Annotated in this window: 11 protein-coding genes; 2 read left to right on the top strand and 9 right to left on the bottom strand. The window is 72.7% G+C overall.

Going from position 1 to position 17,785, the window contains the following annotated elements; all coding sequences use genetic code 11:
- Positions 1-27: 27 nt before the first annotated feature.
- From LO762_RS24870 to LO762_RS24860, 3 genes are all read right to left on the bottom strand, one after another.
- Positions 28-1,740 carry a cation acetate symporter gene (locus LO762_RS24870; RefSeq protein WP_230618421.1) on the bottom strand — a complete coding sequence of 571 codons (1,713 nt, stop codon included), beginning with the start codon at positions 1,738-1,740 and terminating at the stop codon, positions 28-30.
- On the bottom strand, positions 1,737-2,180 hold the full coding sequence (locus tag LO762_RS24865) for a DUF485 domain-containing protein (protein WP_230618420.1): 444 nt from the start codon (positions 2,178-2,180) through the stop codon (positions 1,737-1,739). The genes LO762_RS24870 and LO762_RS24865 overlap by 4 nt, the downstream gene beginning before the upstream one ends.
- Before the next feature lie 76 nt (positions 2,181-2,256).
- Entirely contained in the window at positions 2,257-3,237 is a 981-nt protein-coding gene (locus LO762_RS24860; RefSeq protein WP_230618419.1) for a hypothetical protein, read from the bottom strand.
- 319 nt (positions 3,238-3,556) lie between these two features.
- Here LO762_RS24860 and LO762_RS24855 point away from each other — a divergent pair, with 319 nt between their 5' ends.
- Complete coding sequence (locus LO762_RS24855) at positions 3,557-4,882, top strand: FxsB family cyclophane-forming radical SAM/SPASM peptide maturase (protein ID WP_308104503.1); 1,326 nt, start codon at positions 3,557-3,559, stop codon at positions 4,880-4,882.
- On the opposite strand, the gene fxsT (LO762_RS24850) is transcribed toward LO762_RS24855, so the two are convergent.
- The 6 genes from fxsT (LO762_RS24850) to LO762_RS24825 form a co-directional block, all read right to left on the bottom strand.
- Positions 4,805-8,869, bottom strand: coding sequence for an FxSxx-COOH system tetratricopeptide repeat protein (fxsT, locus tag LO762_RS24850; protein WP_230618417.1), 4,065 nt, complete (start codon positions 8,867-8,869; stop codon positions 4,805-4,807). The genes LO762_RS24855 and fxsT (LO762_RS24850) overlap by 78 nt on opposite strands.
- The gene (locus LO762_RS24845; RefSeq protein WP_230618416.1) at positions 8,866-9,810 is read right to left on the bottom strand and encodes a MoxR family ATPase; all 945 of its coding nucleotides are present in this window, start codon (positions 9,808-9,810) and stop codon (positions 8,866-8,868) included. The genes fxsT (LO762_RS24850) and LO762_RS24845 overlap by 4 nt, the downstream gene beginning before the upstream one ends.
- Positions 9,811-9,825: 15 nt before the next feature.
- On the bottom strand, positions 9,826-11,283 hold the full coding sequence (locus LO762_RS24840; protein ID WP_230618415.1) for a hypothetical protein: 1,458 nt from the start codon (positions 11,281-11,283) through the stop codon (positions 9,826-9,828).
- Positions 11,284-11,368: 85 nt separating this feature from the next.
- On the bottom strand, positions 11,369-12,784 hold the full coding sequence (locus LO762_RS24835) for an MFS transporter (protein ID WP_230618414.1): 1,416 nt from the start codon (positions 12,782-12,784) through the stop codon (positions 11,369-11,371).
- 271 nt (positions 12,785-13,055) lie between these two features.
- Positions 13,056-14,696, bottom strand: a complete 1,641-nt coding sequence (locus LO762_RS24830) for a hypothetical protein (protein WP_374201593.1) — start codon at positions 14,694-14,696, stop codon at positions 13,056-13,058.
- Positions 14,697-14,851: 155 nt separating this feature from the next.
- The gene (locus tag LO762_RS24825; protein WP_230618412.1) at positions 14,852-14,992 is read right to left on the bottom strand and encodes a hypothetical protein; all 141 of its coding nucleotides are present in this window, start codon (positions 14,990-14,992) and stop codon (positions 14,852-14,854) included.
- 285 nt (positions 14,993-15,277) lie between these two features.
- On the opposite strand from LO762_RS24825, the gene fxsT (LO762_RS24820) reads away from it, so the two are divergent.
- Positions 15,278-17,785, top strand: a complete 2,508-nt coding sequence (gene fxsT, locus LO762_RS24820; RefSeq protein ID WP_230618411.1) for an FxSxx-COOH system tetratricopeptide repeat protein — start codon at positions 15,278-15,280, stop codon at positions 17,783-17,785.

The raw sequence follows: 17,785 nt of genomic DNA, 5'->3' as shown, positions 1-17,785 counted from the left end.
CCGGCGGAAGGGCGGGGCGCGGCACGGTCACGGTGTCCGCTGGTGCTTCGGCGCCCTGCCGGGGGGCCGGTGGGAGCCGACGCCCGTAAGAGAACGCACCGACAGCTCGTCGAAGGCGGCCCGCTCGGGACGCTCGGAGGACAGCAGCGTGCCCAGGACGGCGCACAGGAACCCGAAGGGGATCGACACGAGGCCGGGGTTCTCCAGGGGGAAGACGCTGAAGTCGACGCCCGTGGGCAGCAGGGACAGGCTCTCGCCCGTCACCGGATCCACCTTCCCCGAGACGACCGGGGAGAGCGCCACCAGGAGGATCGACCCGCCGAGTCCCCCGTAGATGCCCGCGACGGCGCCCGTCGAGGTGAACCGCCTCCAGAACAGCGAGAGCACGATCGCCGGGAGGTTGGCCGAGGCGGCGATGGCGAAGGCGAGCGCCACAAGGAACGCCACGTTGATGTCCCGCGCGACGATCGCCAGCCCGATCGCAAGGGTGCCTATACAGAAGGCCGAGATCCTCGCGACCGCCACCTCCTGCGACTCACGCGGACGGCCGAACATCAGGACATGTCCGAAGAAGTCATGCGCGAGCGAGGTGGACGAAGCCAGCACAAGACCGGACACCACAGCGAGGATCGTGGCGAACGCGACGGCCCCGATGAACGCCAGCAGCACGTCGCCCCCGATGTCGCCGCCGAAGTGCGTGCCGAGCGCGTGCGCCAGTTGCAGCGCGGCGGTGTTGCCCGCCGGGTCCTGCTCGGTGATCGCCCGGTGCCCGACGAGGGCGGCCGCGCCGAACCCCAGCGCCAGCGTCATCAGGTAGAAGCCGCCGACCAGGCCGATCGCCCAGTTCACCGAGCGGCGCGCCGCCCGCGCGTCCGGCACCGTGAAGAACCGCCCGACGATGTGCGGCAGGCCCGCCGTGCCGAGCACGAGCGCGACACCGAGGCTGATGAAGTCGAGCTTGTTCAGCACCGACTGGAGCGGGTCGCCCGCGACGTCCTGCCCGTACCGTCCGCCGGGCCGCAGGAAGCCCTCGGGACGGGCGCTGGACTCCGCCGCCGCGCCCAGCATCGCGCTCGGGTTGAAGCCGAACCGGCTGAGCACCAGCACCGTCAGCACGGCGGTGCTCGCGATCAGCAGCACCGCCTTGATGATCTGCACCCAGGTGGTCGCCTTCATGCCGCCGAACATGACGTAGAAGATCATGACCGCGCCGACGACGATGATCGTGAGCACCCGTGCCGCGTCCGCCGAGACCCCGGCGAACTCCTCGCCCGGGTGGATGCCGAGCAGCAGCGCGACGAGAGCGCCCGCGCCGACCATCTGCGCCAGCAGGTAGAACACCGAGACGGTGACCGTCGAGATCGCCGACGCGGTGCGCACCCCCGGCTGCCGCTTGGCACGGAACGACAGCACGTCCGCCATGGTGAACCGGCCCGCGTTGCGCATCAGCTCCACCAGAAGCAGGCTCAGCAGCCACGCGACGAGAAAGCCGATCGAGTACAGGAAGCCGTCGTAGCCCGACAGGGCGATGAGCCCGGCGATGCCCAGGAACGACGCCGCCGACATGTAGTCGCCCGCCAGCGCCACCCCGTTCTGCATCCCGGAGAACGCGCGGCCGCCCGCGTAGAAGTCGTCGGCCCCGCGCGTCGTGGCACGCGCCCAGAAGGTGATGCCGAGAGTGATCAGGATGAACGCGACGAAGAGCCCCAGGGTGAGCGCCCTGCCCTCGGCGGCGATCACGAGAGCCCTCCGGCGGGCGCGGCCCGGCCCGCGACGGCGCGGTCGCCCGCCGGCCCGACGGGACGTCCCGCGCCCAGCCTGCTCGCCGACTCGGCCCTGATCTGCGCGGCCAGCGGGTCGAGCATCCGCCGCGCGTACCGCGAGTAGTACCAGGCGAGCCCGAACGTCGAGGCGAACTGGAGCACACCGAGCAGCAGCGCGACGTTCACGTGCCCGATGACGCTGTGCGCCATGAACCCGCGCGCGAACGCCGACAGCCCGAGGTACAGCAGATACCACCCGAGGAAGACGCCGACGAACCGGACGACGAGCCGCTGGAAGCGCGCCCGGAGCAGCCGGAACTTCCGGTCGCTCGCGATGACAGCGCACTCACCGCCCATCCGTCCCGCGCCCGGCCGTACCGTCGCCGCCGCCATGCCTCCCCCTTCGGGATCGCTCACCGTAGCTGGACAACTCCGTAGCGATACCGAACGATAACCGGGAGTGCACGGCTTTGCAGCGGATTACCGGAACGGGTTACAACTCGTCCCAGTACTCGGCAATCGTCTCCCCCAACCGCTGCACGGAAGCCGTCTCGCCCGCCACGAACCGCACCGCGTCGAAGAACCGCACCATCCCGTCACCGTGGTCAAGGCAGGTCCGCACGATCGCGATGACGTCGGTCCGCGCGTCGTTCGAGCGGGGGATCACCGAGGCGATCTGCGGGCCGAGCGCCTGCACGACCGCCTCGCGGGTGCGTTCGACGAGCATCGCGGGCACCTCCATGGCCCGCTGCACGACGACGGTCCAGGCCATCGAGGGCGCGACCCGGGGTTCGTGGTCCCGCCACGGCGGCCCCGACGCGGGCGCCCGCTCGTCGCGCCGCGCCACCTCCTCGCCCCCGGCGTCCAGCGGGACGACCGGCGCGGGCGGCGGGGGCAGCCGCACCCAGCCCACACAGTCGGTCTCCTTGACGGCGACGCGCAGCGGCCGGTACTCGTCGGGGTCGATCACCCCGCTGTCCCGGCGCACGACGTCGGTGTGGAACCGCTCGCTGACGATGAGGCCGAGCGTGGCGCCGGTGTCGGCCATCGCGGTCTTGAAGGAGAGGGCGTCGAGCAGCCGGCACAGGTGGTTCGCGTCGGTGCCGACCAGGCCCCTCCCGTCGAACTTGGCGACGCCCGGATGCACCGACATCCGCAGCCGGATCTGGGCGACCTCGCTCGCGAGCCGGTTGTAGCGCTTCAGTTCGGCCCTGAGCCTGTCGAAGAACGCCGTCACGAGCAGCGCGGGATCGTACTCGGGCGGGACCGCGGCGATCGTCCCGTCGCCCCTGTCCTCCATGTAGACGCCCTGGTAGGGGATGCCCGCGTGGCCGAAGGACGCCTCCAGCGCGCGGTACAGGCCGGCGCGCACGTACTCCTGGACGTCGTCGGTGCGCCGCGCGTCGCCGTAGGACACCACGTCGCACGCGAACAGCAGGCACGCGCCCGAAGGGGCCCACCGGTTCTCCGCCATCCCCACCCGCCTTCCACCCGACGCACTGCGGTAACTGTGCGCTGTATGACAGGCGTTCACAAGCGTTGATGACACACTTCACCGATTATGCGAGGCGCAGGCCCGCGGAGGCGGGTGTGGCCTATGATGCGGAAAGATCGCCACGGGCCGACGCGGGTTTCCGGGCCCGGGTGCCGCGCGCGATCTTTTCTTTCCCCGTCCGAGAAGGGACCGTCTGTGCACGACCAGCGCAACGGGATGACGCCGACCGAACCAGAGACTTCCGTGCTCCCCCGTCCCGCGCTGAGAGTTGCCCTGGTGCGCCGGCTGCGCGAGTGCCGTGACCCGCAGACCCCGGTCGCCTACTTCGATAACCGGATGCGAAGGCGTGAACCGCGCGACTGAATGGCCTGACTCCGGCCTTGACATATCCGCGCTGCACGCGCGCGGATGGCGGCCGGAGCCCTTTCGCGAATTCATCCTGAAAGTGCACGGGCGCTGCAATCTCGCCTGCGATTACTGCTATGTCTACGAATCCGCGGACCAGTCGTGGCGGAGCCGTCCCCGAGCCGTCGGGGACGCGGTGGTGCGCCGCGCCGCGGACCGGATCGCCGAGCACGCCGCGCGGCACGGGCTCGGCGCGGTCGAGGTCGTCCTGCACGGCGGCGAACCGCTGCTGGCCGGGGCGGCGACCATCGAGCTCGTCGCGACGGCCGTCAGGGCGGCGGTCCCGGCGGGCTGCCGCGTGGATCTGAGCCTCCAGACGAACGGCGTGCTCCTGGACGAGCCGACGCTCGACCTGCTCGACGCGCACGGCGTCGGCGTCGCGGTCAGTCTCGACGGGGACGCGACGGCGCACGACAGGCACCGCCGCTTCCCCAACGGCAAGGGCAGCCACCCGGCCGTCACGAAGGGCCTGGAGCTGCTCGCCGGGCGCTACCGGCACCTCTACCGGGGCCTGCTGTGCGCGGTGGACACCGCCAACGACCCCGTCGCGACCTACGAGGCGCTGCTGGCGACGTCGCCGCCGCAGATCGACTTCCTGCTGCCGCACGGCACCTGGGACGCGCCCCCGCCCGGCCTGCGCCCCGACGGCGGGCCGACGCGCTACGCCGAGTGGATGATCGCCGCGTTCGACCGCTGGTACGGCGCCGACCCGCAGGAGACCGGGGTGCGGCTCTTCGAGGAGATCCTCAACCTGACGCTGGGCGGCGCGAGCGCCACCGAGAACATCGGCCTGTCGCCCGTCGTCATGCTGGTGGTCGAGACGGACGGGACGCTCCAGCAGGTGGACACGCTGAAGACGTCCTATCCGGGCGCCCCGGAGACGGGCCTGACCGTCTTCGCGAACTCCTTCGACGAGGCGCTCGCGCACCCCGGCGTCGTCGCCCGGCAGATCGGGCTGGCCGCGCTGTGCGGGGAGTGCCGGGACTGCCCGGTGCGCGACGTGTGCGGCGGCGGCGCCTACGCGCACCGGTACCGGGCGGGCAGCGGCTACCTCAACCGGTCGGTCTACTGCGCCGACCTGCGGGCGCTCATCGGGCACATCGGCGGCCGGGTCCGCGCCGACCTCGCGGGCCTCACCGGCTCACAGGGCGACGGGCTCGACCAGGCACTCAAGGAACCTGTCGTGCTCGGGCGGATCCTTGGCGACGTGGACGGCTGACTCGATCAGCCGGAGGTTGCGCGCGCACGCGACGGTGTGCGGGTGGGCGTCGCCCAGCAGCTTCACCATGCCCCGGTGCGCCTCCCCGCCGAACCGGAGCGCCGGCTCGGGCTCGCCCAGCAGATACAGGTCGTGCGCCATGCCGACGAGCACGCACAGCCGGTAGTACAGGCGGCCGCCTCCCGCGTCGGCAAGCCCCTCCACAGCGGCCCGGTCGAAGCCGTACGCCGCCGCCGGGTCGCCCATCGCGCGCAGCGCCGCCGCGACCCCGCCCGCGCGCGCGTGCACGAAGGGGTGCCGCTCGCCCATGATCCGCCGCAGGTCGTGCCACACCTCGCGCTGTGTCCGGTGCGCCTCCTCGACCTGGCCGAGCGCCATCCGGGCCAGCGCGAGCGAACTCTTGGCGGCGAGCGTGTTGGGGTGGCCGTCGCCGAACCGCCGCACGTGCGCCTGGAACGCCTCGGCGGCCATCCGCTCGGCCTCGGTGTGCCTGCCCAGCTCGCGCAGCGTGCCCGCGTGGCTCATCCGCGCCTGGAGCACGAGCGCGTGGTCGGGGCTGAGCACCGGGTCCCGGGACTCCAGGCTCTGCCGCTGCATCGCCAGCGCCTCCTCGTACCTGCCGAGCCCGTGCAGGTCGCGCGCCACGTGGTGGGTGAAGTTGAAGATGTCGCGGTAGCGGGGCGCCCGGTTGTCGCGCAGCGAGCCGAGCGCGGAGCGGTCGATCTCGTACGCCTTGTGGAACTCGCCGAGCAGCCGGTAGCCGAGCGCGAGGTTGCCCGCGGCGACGTGCGTGTACTGGGCGCTGTCGCGGCCGTAGCGGCGCTCCATCTTCCGCCAGGTGTCCAGGTCGTGCGCGACGGCCTCGGCGAACGCCCCCATGTTCTTCAGGTCGGCGCCGTAGCCGAGCGCGGTGAACAGCGTCGTCGGGTGGTCCTGGCCGAGCGCGCGGCGGGCCCGCTCCAGCGTGGTGGCGCTGAGCCGGGCGGCGGTGCGGATGTCGCCGAGCCCGCGCAGCGCGTTGGCGAGGGCGCGGGACGTGCCGAGCGCGACCTCGTCGTCGGGCGTGCCGCCCCACCGGGCGAGGGCGCGTTCGGCGAGGGTGCGGGCGCCCGCGAAGTCGCCGGACAGGTTGAGGTACTGGGCCTGGTCGAGCGCGACGGCCCGGTGGTCGCGGACGGGGCTGTCGATGATGTGCGACGGCAGCACGTGCGGGGTGACCAGGGCGCGCCTGGCCCAGGTCGTCTCGTCGTCGGGCTGGTGCGGGGGGACGGCGGCGGCGAGGATCGTGTGGACCCGTCCCCTGACGTCGGCACGCTCCGCCTCGCTCAGCCGCCGCCGCAGCATGGCCCGGACGAGCCTGTGGATCTGGAGGGCGCCGTGCCCGGGGTCGTAGTGGGCGAGCCGGAACCTGTCGATGAGCCGGAGCGCCGCGCGTAGTTCGGCGTCGTCGCCGAGGACGTCGCCGAGCGGCGGCGGCAGGTCGCGCCCGTAGGACAGCAGGACGGCGGAGACGGGCTCCGGGCCGAAGTAGGCCCACAGGTCGAACAGCCCCTTGACCCTCGGGTGTTTGTCGCTGAGCCGGTCGAGGTTCAGGCCGAACGCGGCGGCGAGGTAGGACGGGATGTGTTCGGGCGGCTCGGCCAGCTCCAGCGCGGCCAGCCGGGGATCGAACAGCCGCAGGTACGCGGCGGCGCCCTCGCCCGTCGTGCTGAGCCAGCCCGCGGCCTGCTCGACGGCGAGCGGCAGGTCGCCGAGCCGCCGGGCCACCTGGTCGGCCTCCTCCGCCGTAAGGTCGGGCACCCGGCTGCACAGGTAGGAGACGCTCTCCTGCCGCTCGAAGACGTCGACCGAGAGGGGGTCGGCGAGCCGCGCCCACTCGCGGTTCTGCGAGGTGACGAGCACGTGCCCGGTCGGCTGTGACGTGCGCAGCGGCCCGTCGCCCGTCCGGGACGCCAGCGGCAGCACGGGGAGCAGTTCCTCGGGGTCGCGCGCGTTGTCGAAGACGAGCAGCCAGCGCCGTCCGGTGTCCGCGCGGAGCGTGTCGAGCAGGGATTCCACGATGCCTTCGAAGCTGTCGCTTTCGGGCACGCCGAGTTCGCGGGCGAGGTCGGCGAGCGCGGAGCGGGCGAGCGGCATCTGGTCGGCCGGGATGAACCAGACGATGTCGTATTCGTCGCCGAACTTGTGCGCGTACTCCACGGCGAGCTGCGACTTGCCCTCCCCGCCGGGGCTCCCGCCCGGCGGCGGCAGCAGGACGGCGACCTCGCCCGTCTCCAGCCGCTGCCGGAGCGTGCCGAGCAGCGCCTCGCGCCCGGTGAAGTGCGGGTTGCGGCGCGGCAGCGGCCCCCGGACGGGCGCGGCGGGCGCCCCCAACGCGGCCGGCGCCGGGCCGTCCGGGCCGCTCGGGCCGAACATCTCCTCGGCCCGCGCGGTGATGAGCTTGGCGATGTCGCCGTACCTGCCGCCGAGCCTGCCCAGCACCTCCGCCGTCACCTCGGCGAACGCCTGGTCGGGCGGCAGGTGCGCGCCGTCCTGCTGGATCGCGGTGAGCAGCGCCGGGAAGTCGAGGGACGAGCCGTGGTGGGTGCGGATCACCCGCCACACCTCGCGCAGCACCCGCAGCGCCTCGCCCCGCCGCAGCGCGCCGATCAGCACCGACCTGACGCCCTCGCGGAACCCGTAGGTCAGCTCGTCGGGGTCGGCCGCGCCGCCGACGACCCGCAGCAGGTCGCTGAGGTAGATCTCGGCCAGGTCGGCGGGTGTCGAGTCGGGCAGCATGGCCCGCTGGACCAGGCGCATCACCGGCAGCCGCAGCGGCGCGGCGGCGAGGTAGCAGGCGAGGTGGAACGCGCGCGGCGACGCCGTCGCGCGGAAGCGCAGCACCCGTTCGACCGCGCCGGGCTCGGGTGTGGCCTTGGCCGGGTCCGCCGCGCCGCGCGGCTCCCCGCGCGGGTCACGGGTGAACAGGGCGGCGCCCGGCGCGTCCCGGCAGCCGCGGGTGACGAGGGTCGCCCAGCCCGCGAGCCAGTGCGGTTCGAGTTCCAGCACCGGGATCGGCAGGCCGGGCGGGACGGGCCCGCCGTCCCGCGTCCGGACGCCGAGCCGCGCGTTCGGCACCGCGGGGGCGGGGGCGGTGAGCGTGACGTGTTCGATCCGGGCCGCGCACCGGGGCCACAGCCGCTCCGGCAGCGGCTGGACGACGGCGACGGGCCCGGCGGCGGCCCAGCGCTCCAGCAGCAGCCCGGCCCTGCCGTCCGCCCAGGCCGCGCCGATGCCGTCGCTGAAGACGAGGATGAGGCGGCGACGGGTCGGGTCGACGAGCTCGTCGGGGCTGCGGCCGGAACCGGTGCCCGGCACCGGGCGCGGCGGCCCCGGACGGTCGGTGTCCAGCCGCCACAGCCGCACGTCGCGGAACGCGCCGACCCGCTCCAGCACCGCCGCGAACTCCTCGGCGGTGCGCCGCCACACGGCCATCGACCGGCCCGTGTCCACCACGAGGGCGAGGTCGAACCAGCGCTCCCGCTCGGGCACGAGCCGGGGCCGCCACACGCCCGTCTCGGCGAACTGGCGGGCCGTGCCCTCCTCGTCCAGCTCGTGCCGGGTCCGGGACGGGACGCGGGCCCGCAGCGGGCGCAGCGCCCTGGCGAGCCGGAGCGCGCGCGGGATCGCGGGCGGCGCGGGGGCGCGCACCAGCAGCGGCGACGCGGAGTCCGGTGTCTCCCCCGCGAGGAACACCGACATTCCGGGCGACGGGCCCGGTGCCGTCCCGCCCGCCGGTTCCGCCGCGCCGTCCGGCCAACCGGCCACGGCGGGCGTCGGCGGCCCGGTCTCCGGGACGGGCTCGGGCGGCGCCGCCGGGGGCGGCGGCGACGGCTCCGGTGCGTCGCCGCCGCGCATCCGCTCGGCGAGCCAGAGCGCGTCGGCGACCTCCTCCGGCGACGGCCGGGGGTGCAGCGCGCGCAGCGCGGCGAGGAGGTCGTCGGTCATTCCGAGCCCGCGATGTCCAGGGGCCGCAGCAGCGCCTCGATGAGGCCGTCCAGGCTCTCCTCCTCGGGCCGGGCGCCGGACAGCGCCAGGTGCAGCGCGTTGAGGAGCTGGTCGGTGGCCAGCTCGCCCTTGTTGCGGGCGGCGAGGAACCGTTCGATCACGGCGTGCCCGGCCGTCACGCCCGCCGCGCCCAGGTGCGCCTCGACGATCCGGCTGAGCTGGGCCCGGCTCGGCGGCTCGATCGACAGCCGGACGCACCGGCGCAGGAACGCGGGCGGGAACTCCCGCTCCCCGTTGCTGGTGATGACGACGACCGGGAACGCCGCGCACCGCACCCGGCCCCTGGTGATCGGGAACCGCTCGCCGCTGCCGTCCACCATGACCTCGACGACCTCCTGTTCGGCGGGCAGGCGTTCGAGCTCGGGGATCCGGTAGGAGCCCTCCTCGAAGACGTTGAGGAGGTCGTTCGGAAGGTCGATGTCGCTCTTGTCGAGTTCGTCGATGAGCAGGACGCGCGGACGCTCGCCCGGCAGGAGCGCGGTGCCGAGCGGGCCGAGCCTGAGGTAGCGGCCGATGTCGGTCGTGGGCAGGCGCATGCTGCTCTCGTGGACGCGGCCGATCGCGTCGTAGTCGTAGAGCGCCTTGTCCAGCGTGCTCTTGCTGGTGATCGACCAGGTGAGGACGGGGCCGAGCCGCAGCTCGTGCGCGACGCTGTGCGCGAGCGTGGACTTGCCGGTGCCCGCCTTGCCCGTCACCAGGAGCGGCCTGCGCAGGAGGATCGCGGCGTTCACCCGGTCCACGACGCGGGGCTCGGCCTGGTAGGTCTCGGCCCGTTCCGAGCCGCCGAAGCGCCGCCACGGGGGTGGTGGCGGGAGCGCGGCGATCCCGTCGTGCGGGGTGTTGTCGCCCCGGTAGATGCGCCAGTCCTCGTGCGTCGTCATGTCTCCTCCTGCCGCCTAGCCCTCGGGTGGGCGGAGCGGTGCTGGGGGTTCGGGAAGTCGGTCGGCGTCCTCGAAGAGCAGGGTCAGGTGACGGCCGAGGTGGGCGTCCTCCGCTGTCTGCGCGGCCCGGATCCGCAGATCCTTGATCTTCTGGGGGAGGGACATGAGATCGGAGTTCAGCATGTCCCGGATGTCGGGAATGAAACGTGCGGAGTCGCCACCTTCACGGCACCACAGCACGATGGGCGTGCCCGCGGCGAGGCCCACCGCGAGCTCGTCCGACGGGTGCCCGTCCAGGGGCGGGAAGGCGAGCGCGAGACAGACCTTGGAGTTCTCCGCGAGCAGCGCGTAGAGCTGCTCGACCCGGTGCTCACCCGGACTGCGCACGAGCGTCGCCTCGCCCGCCGCCGGATGTGCGGTGAACCAGCCCCACTTGCGGCGCAGGCTGTGCCGCAGCGACGCGTCCGCCGCGCGCTCCAGGCTGCGCACCACAACGGGGTAGTCGAGGCCGAGCGGCCTGCGCACGCCGCCCGCCGAGTACGGGTACTGGTCGACGCCGAGGCCGAGCAGGCTCCGCGGCAGCACGAACTCCACAACGAGGTCCGGCACATGCCTGCCGACGACCCGGGGATCGCCGGTGAGCAGGCCGTCCACCAGGCCCGGCAGCGCGTGCAGCGGGCGCGGCTCGTCCTCCAGCACCAGCGGCGTGCGCGGCTCGGTGTTGATCTGCAACCACGCCGACGCGACGAACCGGCGCGGATCGGCGCCCGACGGCCGGTACTCGACCATCAGGTACGCGACGTCCGACCGGGCGGGGTCGCCGCCCGCCAGCGCGCGCGGGTCCACCTCGGGCGGCGGCACCCCGAGCCGGGCGGCCGCCCGCCCGGTCCAGGCGTGCAGCGCGGACGCGCCCCTGCCCTTGGCGAGCGCCGCGAGCGACGCGGTGAACGCCAGCAGCGGGACGCCGCCGTCCGGCCGCAGCGGCGCGTCCTCAAGCTCCGCGAGCAGGTCGCCGATCCCCGCGACCGGCCCGCTCGGCGGCGGCGCGACCGGGCCGACGGCCGCGCGGTACAGGGCGGGCAGCATGGTCTGCGCGTCCGGGTGCAGGCCCGTCCGCTCCACCGCCTCCACCAGCCCGTACAGCTCCCTGCGCTGCGCCGTGTCGATGAGCGGCTCCGGCACCAGCGCGTCCACCAGCGAGCGCAGCCTACGGACGGACTCGCTGCCCGCGTAGAACGACTCGATCGTCTCCACGAGGGTGTGCAGCACGCCCGGATGGTCGAGGCAGGCCGTGACGATGGCCAGCATGTCGAGGGCGTCCTCGGGGTGGCGCGGCGGGCTGACCGGCCGGGACAGGCTCTTGTTCAGGGCGGACAGGAACAGGTCGCGGGTGCCGCGCCGACGCATCGCCCCGGTCTCCAGGAACGCCGTGACCAGCAGTCGCAGGTCCCCGAACTCGCCCGACCACGGCACCCGTCCGCGCCTCCGCTCCCGTCCGCGGCAGAGCCGACCGACAGATCACCCGAACTCCGGTGAAGACTGTACGGTCAAGCGCCGGTCACCGCCGGGAAACCGCATTGGCCGCATCCGGCCGCCGTCCCGCCTCTTCCGGCTCGCCCGGGTCCGGCCCGGGACGTCCCTGGTCGACCATCGGAGGCGCTTCCGCCACGGGCGCGGCGAGCAGGATCACGGGTTCGGCCTTGGCCACGGGACGGCGGAGCGCGGTGAGGGCGTGGCGGAGCTCGGCGCGGGAGTTCCAGGCGCTGACGGCGACGACGGCGGTGATGCAGACGGCGACGGCGAAGGCCGTCGTGTCGGGACCGAACGCCTCGACCGCGTAGCCCGAGGACAGCGCGCCCAGGGAGACCGCGCCGGTGGTGATGAACTTGCTCGTGCTGGTGACCTTGCCGAGGATCTCCGCGGGCACCTGCGCCTGGTAGGCGGCGAGCACGATGTTGACGAGAGAGCCGAAGAAACTGCACAGGCCCCAGGCGGCGAGGCCGAGCACGGCCGGGCCCGCCGCCCACACCCCCCACAGCAGCACCACCCACAGGGCGAAGCAGCACGCGACGAACGCGGTGGGCGTCCCGCGCCGGGTCGCGCGGCGCACCAGGCGCGGCCCGGCGAGCGAGCCGAGCAGGCCGCTGACGCCGGTCGTCATCATGTACAGGCCGATCTGGGTCGAGGAGTAGCCCTGGGAGTGCGCCTTGATGACCAGCATCAGAATGGTGATCTGGAACAGGAAGTTCGCGAGCGCGCAGACCAGCACGACGTTCCGCAGGAACGCGTCACGCCAGATCCGGTCGAGGCCCGCCCAGATGCCCGCGCCCGGCTCGTCGCGTCCGTGCCGTCCGGGCCGTGACGGCTCCGGGGAGGCGGCCGACGGCGCGGCCTCGTCCTTCGGGCGGGCGGGCACCCGCGAGAGCGTGAACAACGAGATCAGCGACGTGAGGGTGTTCAGCGCGTAGGGCAGTGTGTAGTGCAGGCCGAAAGTCCAGCCGCCGACGGGCCTGCCGAAGACCAGCGCGACGTTGTTGCGCGCCTCGTTGAGCGCGAGCGCGCCCTCCAGTTCCTCGTCGGGCACGAGGTCACGGACCGCCTTGACCTCGGCGACGTGGTAGAACGCGGCGCAGATCCCTTCGATCGCGGCGCCGACGAGCAGGAAGCGCAGCGGATGGTCGGAAAAGAACAGGCCGAGTAGGACGACGGCCGTCGACAGGCACCGCACCGTCTGGCTGACGAGCATGAGGCGGCGCCGGTCGAGCAGGTCGGCGAAATGGCCGGCGGGAATGTGCACGAGAAGTCCCGGCAGGGTGCCGGCCGCCGCGATCCAGCCCGCGTAGACGGCCGAACTGCCGAGGGAGAGCGCGAGCAGGGGACTCGCGGTCGAGGCGCTGATGACGCCCACCCGGGAGGCGGCCGATCCGGCGAGGAGATAGCGGAAGGGCGTGCGCCACGCAGGGCTGGGGCTCACCGTGCTGAGCTCCTTTGAATTCCAGGCGCAATTCCCCTCCGCACGCAAACAAAAAAGGGCCGGGCGCGGCCCGGTCTTTTGTCATATGACAGGACCCCTGGTTGGATGCCCTGACCCTGGTGGGAGACCAAAGGGTTTGCGGAGCGTGCGGATTCAAGGCTGTCTGAACGCGGGGTCACTGCGGAGACGGCTCGATCACGCCCGATCGTAGCGGAACCTCGGTTTCGTGTTCCCGTTTCCTGCTTTCTCGGTGGCGTGTCAGCGGACACGCCTAGCCTTTTGGACTATTTGTCCTGGTGAGCGCGCGGGTGAGTGTGCTCTGGATAAATGTGTCACCCGGCACGCGGGCGGCTGCCGAATGGAGTTTGTGCAGGGCCGAAACCGGGTCCTCCGGAAGGGTGAGCAGCCCGATGGCGGCGAGCAGATAGGCGACGAGCGGCGCGTTGCCCGCCGCGGTGAGAATGAGCGCCGCCCGTTCGTAGCACGCCACCGCCTCGTGCGCGCCCCGGGCCAGGGAGTCGGCGGAGCCGTCCGCCGTGCCGCGCGCGTGGGTGATGTCGCCGAGCAGGCACAGCGCGTGCGCGCCGACCACCGGGTCGGGCTCCTCGCCGCCCGTCCGCCGCGCGCCCGGCTCGGCCGGGTCGTGCGTCTCGGCGTGCGCCCGTGCGACGCTCTCGGCGTGCGCGCGGGCCAGCGCGTGGTCGCCGTGCCAGAGCGCCGCCGCCGACTCGCGGAGCCGGGCCTCGCCGGTCGGCCGGATCAGGGGGACGAGGCCGCCGGAGGGGGCGCGGGCCGCGTCCACGAGCTTGCGGTGCCGCAGCGTGTACCCGGTGCCCCCGGCGTCCCTGACGCTCGTGAGGAGGCCCCTGTCCTCAAGGGCGCGCAGCACGGACGTCCAGCGGTCGTCGAGCGGCCCGGGGGCCGTCTGGTCGACGAACACGGCACGGAAGCCGCGCTCCAGCTCGATGCGGGAGATCCAGGCGTGGTCGTCGGCGACGAGGTTGAGGGTCTGGGTCAGGTGCAGGGCGAGCGCCGCGTCCACCTCGGCCGCCGGGTCGAACCGCGGATCGTGGGCCGCGGCGCGCTCGGCGACCGCGCGGTACGCCGCCTGGAACAGGCCGGGGTCGAACGAGGACGTCCGGACGCGGTGTCCGTCGCCGCGCCGGACGGTGCACAGCTCCTCGACGACCGCGCCGACGACGGGGGCCGCCGCGTCGTCCCCGGCAGTCGCCGCTGCCGCGTCCGCCGGGGTGAGGCGCCGCACGGTGAGCGCCCCGGTGGACACGCCCGGCGCCGCCGTCTCGGCGAACGCCTTCGCCTCGTCCAGGTGGGTGTCGCGCACGACGAGCAGAAGCCGCAGGTGCGGCAGGTCCGTGAGGGTCCGGCCGAGGAGGGCGCGGAACGCGGCGCGCTCGGCCTCCCGGTTCGCCGGCTCGTGCGGCGAGGGCTGGAAGAGCGGTTCGGCCTGGTCCACGCACAGGAGGACCGGCGCGGACTCCCGGTAGGGCCCGGCTCCGGTCGCCGCGCGCAGGAATCCGGTCAGGTCGGCGTCCGCGAGGCGGGTCGGCGGGACGTCCGGGAACCAGCAGCTCAGCAGTGGGAAGACGAACGGGTTCTGCGGGGGCAGGACCGTCATCGGGAAGGCGGGGCGGTGCGTCACCCGGCCGACGGGAAGCGCGTCTTTCAGAGACCGGGCCGCCCGCTCCACGAGATGGGACTTGCCCACCCCCGACTCGCCGCTCAGGAGGGTGAGGCGGGTGTGCCGCCACATTTCCGTGAGACCGGCGAGTTCCCGGGGGCGGGGAAATGCGCCGGAGAAACCTGAGGTGTCTGTGGTTTCACCGGGGTCGGACCGTGCGGAAAGGCTGCGCTGTGCGGGTGAGGGATTTGGCACTCGGACCACCCGGTTCATGGACGCGATGTCGCGGTGCCCCGACTGGATCGGCAATCGGGGAGACTCGCTGAATCCAATCGGGGCGTCAGTCCTCGCAGCGTAATCCACGCTCCGTGGCTATCAGTCCTCGTCCGGTGAATCGGTGCCGCACGGCATAATCGCGCGGGTTGGCCTCACTGGGCCATCTTGTTGTCGAACCCGCCTATGCCGATCGTGGCCTTGCGGCCCAGTACCAGGTCTAGGGCCGTGTCGCTGGCGGCGAGCCCCTCGATGTCGATCAGCAGGGAGTCCTGTTGAGGCGTCAAGCGCTGCATGTTTCCTCCGTACCGGGGAGATGGCATCCTGATTGTGCCAGGAATTCTTTGCAGTGACTAGTCGGTCATATGTAGGAATTACACAGCCCGATTGAGTCTCCGTGAAGCCTGATCATCAAACCGGTCGGGCATGGCCGGAAGCGGACGCCGACGGAACTCTGTGTCACTTGACTCAGCTCGTGGAAATATTCCGCATTGACGCTGTCCTTGGTAGTCGAATGAGCGGCGGCGAAGGTACGGTTAAGGGCGAATCGCCGTGATCGGGAATGGCTCGGAGGCGTACAGATGAGTGTGGTGTCGAGGCAGGCCCCGGCGGTGTGGGGCAAGGTGCCGCCTCGCCTCAAGAACTTCACCGGACGCGAGGAGTCCCTGGGCAAGCTGCGCGCCAGCATCGCGAGCCAGCCCACGGCCGTCGTCCCGCACGCGCTGCACGGGCTCGGCGGCGTCGGCAAGACCCAGCTCGCCGCGGAGTACGCCCACCGCCATCGCGACGAGTACGACCTGGTCTGGTGGATCCCCGCCGACCAGCCCGTCCTCGTCAGGTCGTCACTCGCGGGTCTCGCGCCCTACCTGGACGTGCCGCCCGCGAGTTCGAGCGGCATCGAGGACGCGGCGAACGCGGTACTCGACGCGTTGCGGCGCGGCGAGCCCTACGCGCGCTGGCTGCTCGTCTTCGACAACGCCGACCAGCCGGAGGATCTGCTCGAACTGCTCCCGCAGGGCACCGGGCACGTTCTCATCACCTCCCGGAACCACCGCTGGGAGGGCGTGGTGGACACGCTCGCCATCAACGTCTTCGACCGCGCCGAGAGCGTCGAGTTCCTCACCAAGCGGGTGCCGCAGGCGATCAGCCGCGAGGAGGCCGAGCGACTCGCGCACGAGCTGGGCGACCTGCCGCTCGCGCTGGAGCAGGCGGGCGCGCTCCAGGCCGAGACGGGCATGAGCGTCGAGGAGTACCTCGGGCTGCTCACCGAACGCACCTCGCAGCTGCTGTCCGAGGGCAAGCCCTCCGAGTACCCGGTGTCGATGACGGCGGCCTGGGCCATCTCCGTGGAGAGCCTCAAGGGCAAGATGCCCGACGCGCTCTACCTGCTGCGCTGCTGCGCCTTCTTCGGACCCGAGCCGATCCCGCGCGACGCTTTCACCCAGGTCCGTCCCGAGGTGCGGGCCCAGCTCGGCCCCGAGCTCCAGACGCTCATCGCCGACCCGATCGCGACGAGCAAGGCCGTCGGCGAGCTCGGCCGCTTCGCGCTCGCGCGGCTGGACATCCCCGGCCGCACCCTTCAGATCCACCGGCTGATCCAGGCGCTGCTCCGGGAGGGGCTGAGCCAGGACGAGCAGCAGGTGCTCCAGCACGAGGTGCACGTGCTGCTCGCCGCCTACGCGCCCGACGACCCGGACGACCAGAAGAACTGGGAGCGCTTCCAGAACCTGCTCGGCCACGTCGAGCCCGCGGGCGTCAGGTTCTGCGATGCTCCGGCGGTCCGGCAGATGGCGCTGAACGTCGTCAGGTACCTCTTCAGCTCCGGCAACCTCGTCTCGCAGCGCACGTTCGCCGAGGAGTTCCTCCAGACCTGGTCCACCCGCTCGGGTGAGGACCACGAGGATGTCCTCAGCATGGCCCTGGAGTACGGCAACCTGCTGCGCGAACTGGGCAGGTACGGCGAAGCGGCCCAGTACAACGAGCAGTGGTTGATCAAGGCCGAGAAGTCGGTCGGTCCTGACCACGAGCTCACGCTGCGCTTCCTGCGCGGCCGCCCCGCCGACCTGCGCGCCTCCGGGAACTTCCGCAGGGCCCTGGAGGTGGGCGAACAGGCGCTCGAAAGGTGCCAGCAGCGCTTCGGCGACGAGGACCGCGCCACCATCCGCGCGTTGAACAACCTCGCGCTCGACTACGGGCTGAGCAGCAGGTACCAGAAGGCGAAGGAACTGCACAAGCGGGCGTACATGGGGTCCTCGGCGCTCGACCAGAGCAGCATGGCCAACGCCTGGACGGGCCTGGCCCGCGCGGTCCGGCTGTGCGGCGACTACGCCGAGGCCGCCGACATCGGCCAGGACGCGCACGCGTTCGCGCTGTCCACGATCGGCGCCGACCACCCGTGGACGCTGCGCGCGGCAAAGGACCTGTCGGTCGCCTGGCGGCGGCTCGGCGACCTGGAAGGCGCCCTCGAACTGGCCACCTCGACGCACGCGCGGCTCGTGAGCCTCTACGGGCTCGACCACCCCGACACGCTCTCGGCCGCGATGGGCCTGGCGAACGTGCTCCGCACGATGGGCGAGGCCCAGCAGGCGCTCGACCTCGCGGCCGACACGGTACGGCGGTACCCGCGCGTGTACGGGCCCCAGCACCCCTACAACCACGGCTGCATCGGCAACCTGGCGATCATGCGCCGGGTCATCGGCGACCCCGAGGACGCGCGCAGGCTCAACGAGGAGGCGCTTGAGGGCCTCGACCGGAGCCTGGGCCGGGACCACCACTACACGCTGACCGTCACCACCAACCTGGCCAGTGACCTCGCGCTGCTCGGTGAGTTGGAGTCCGCCGTCCGGCTGGGACGCGGCACGCTGCGGCGGCTGAGCGCCCTGCTGGGCGGGGAGCACCCGATGGCGCTGCTGTGCGCGGCCAACCTCTCTGCGGATCTGCTCGCCTTCGGCGAGCAGGAAGAGGCGGCGGAGTTGTACGAGGGGACGAAGTCCGCCTACGCGCGGACCCTCGGTCTCGACCACCCCGACGTCAGGGTGTTCCTCGACGGCAGGCACCTGGACGCGGACTTCGACCCGCCGCCGATCTGA

It is taken from the genome of Actinocorallia sp. API 0066, from assembly GCF_020991275.1.
Lineage (GTDB): Bacteria > Actinomycetota > Actinomycetes > Streptosporangiales > Streptosporangiaceae > Actinocorallia.
This window is presented reverse-complemented; position numbering and strand designations above follow the sequence as displayed.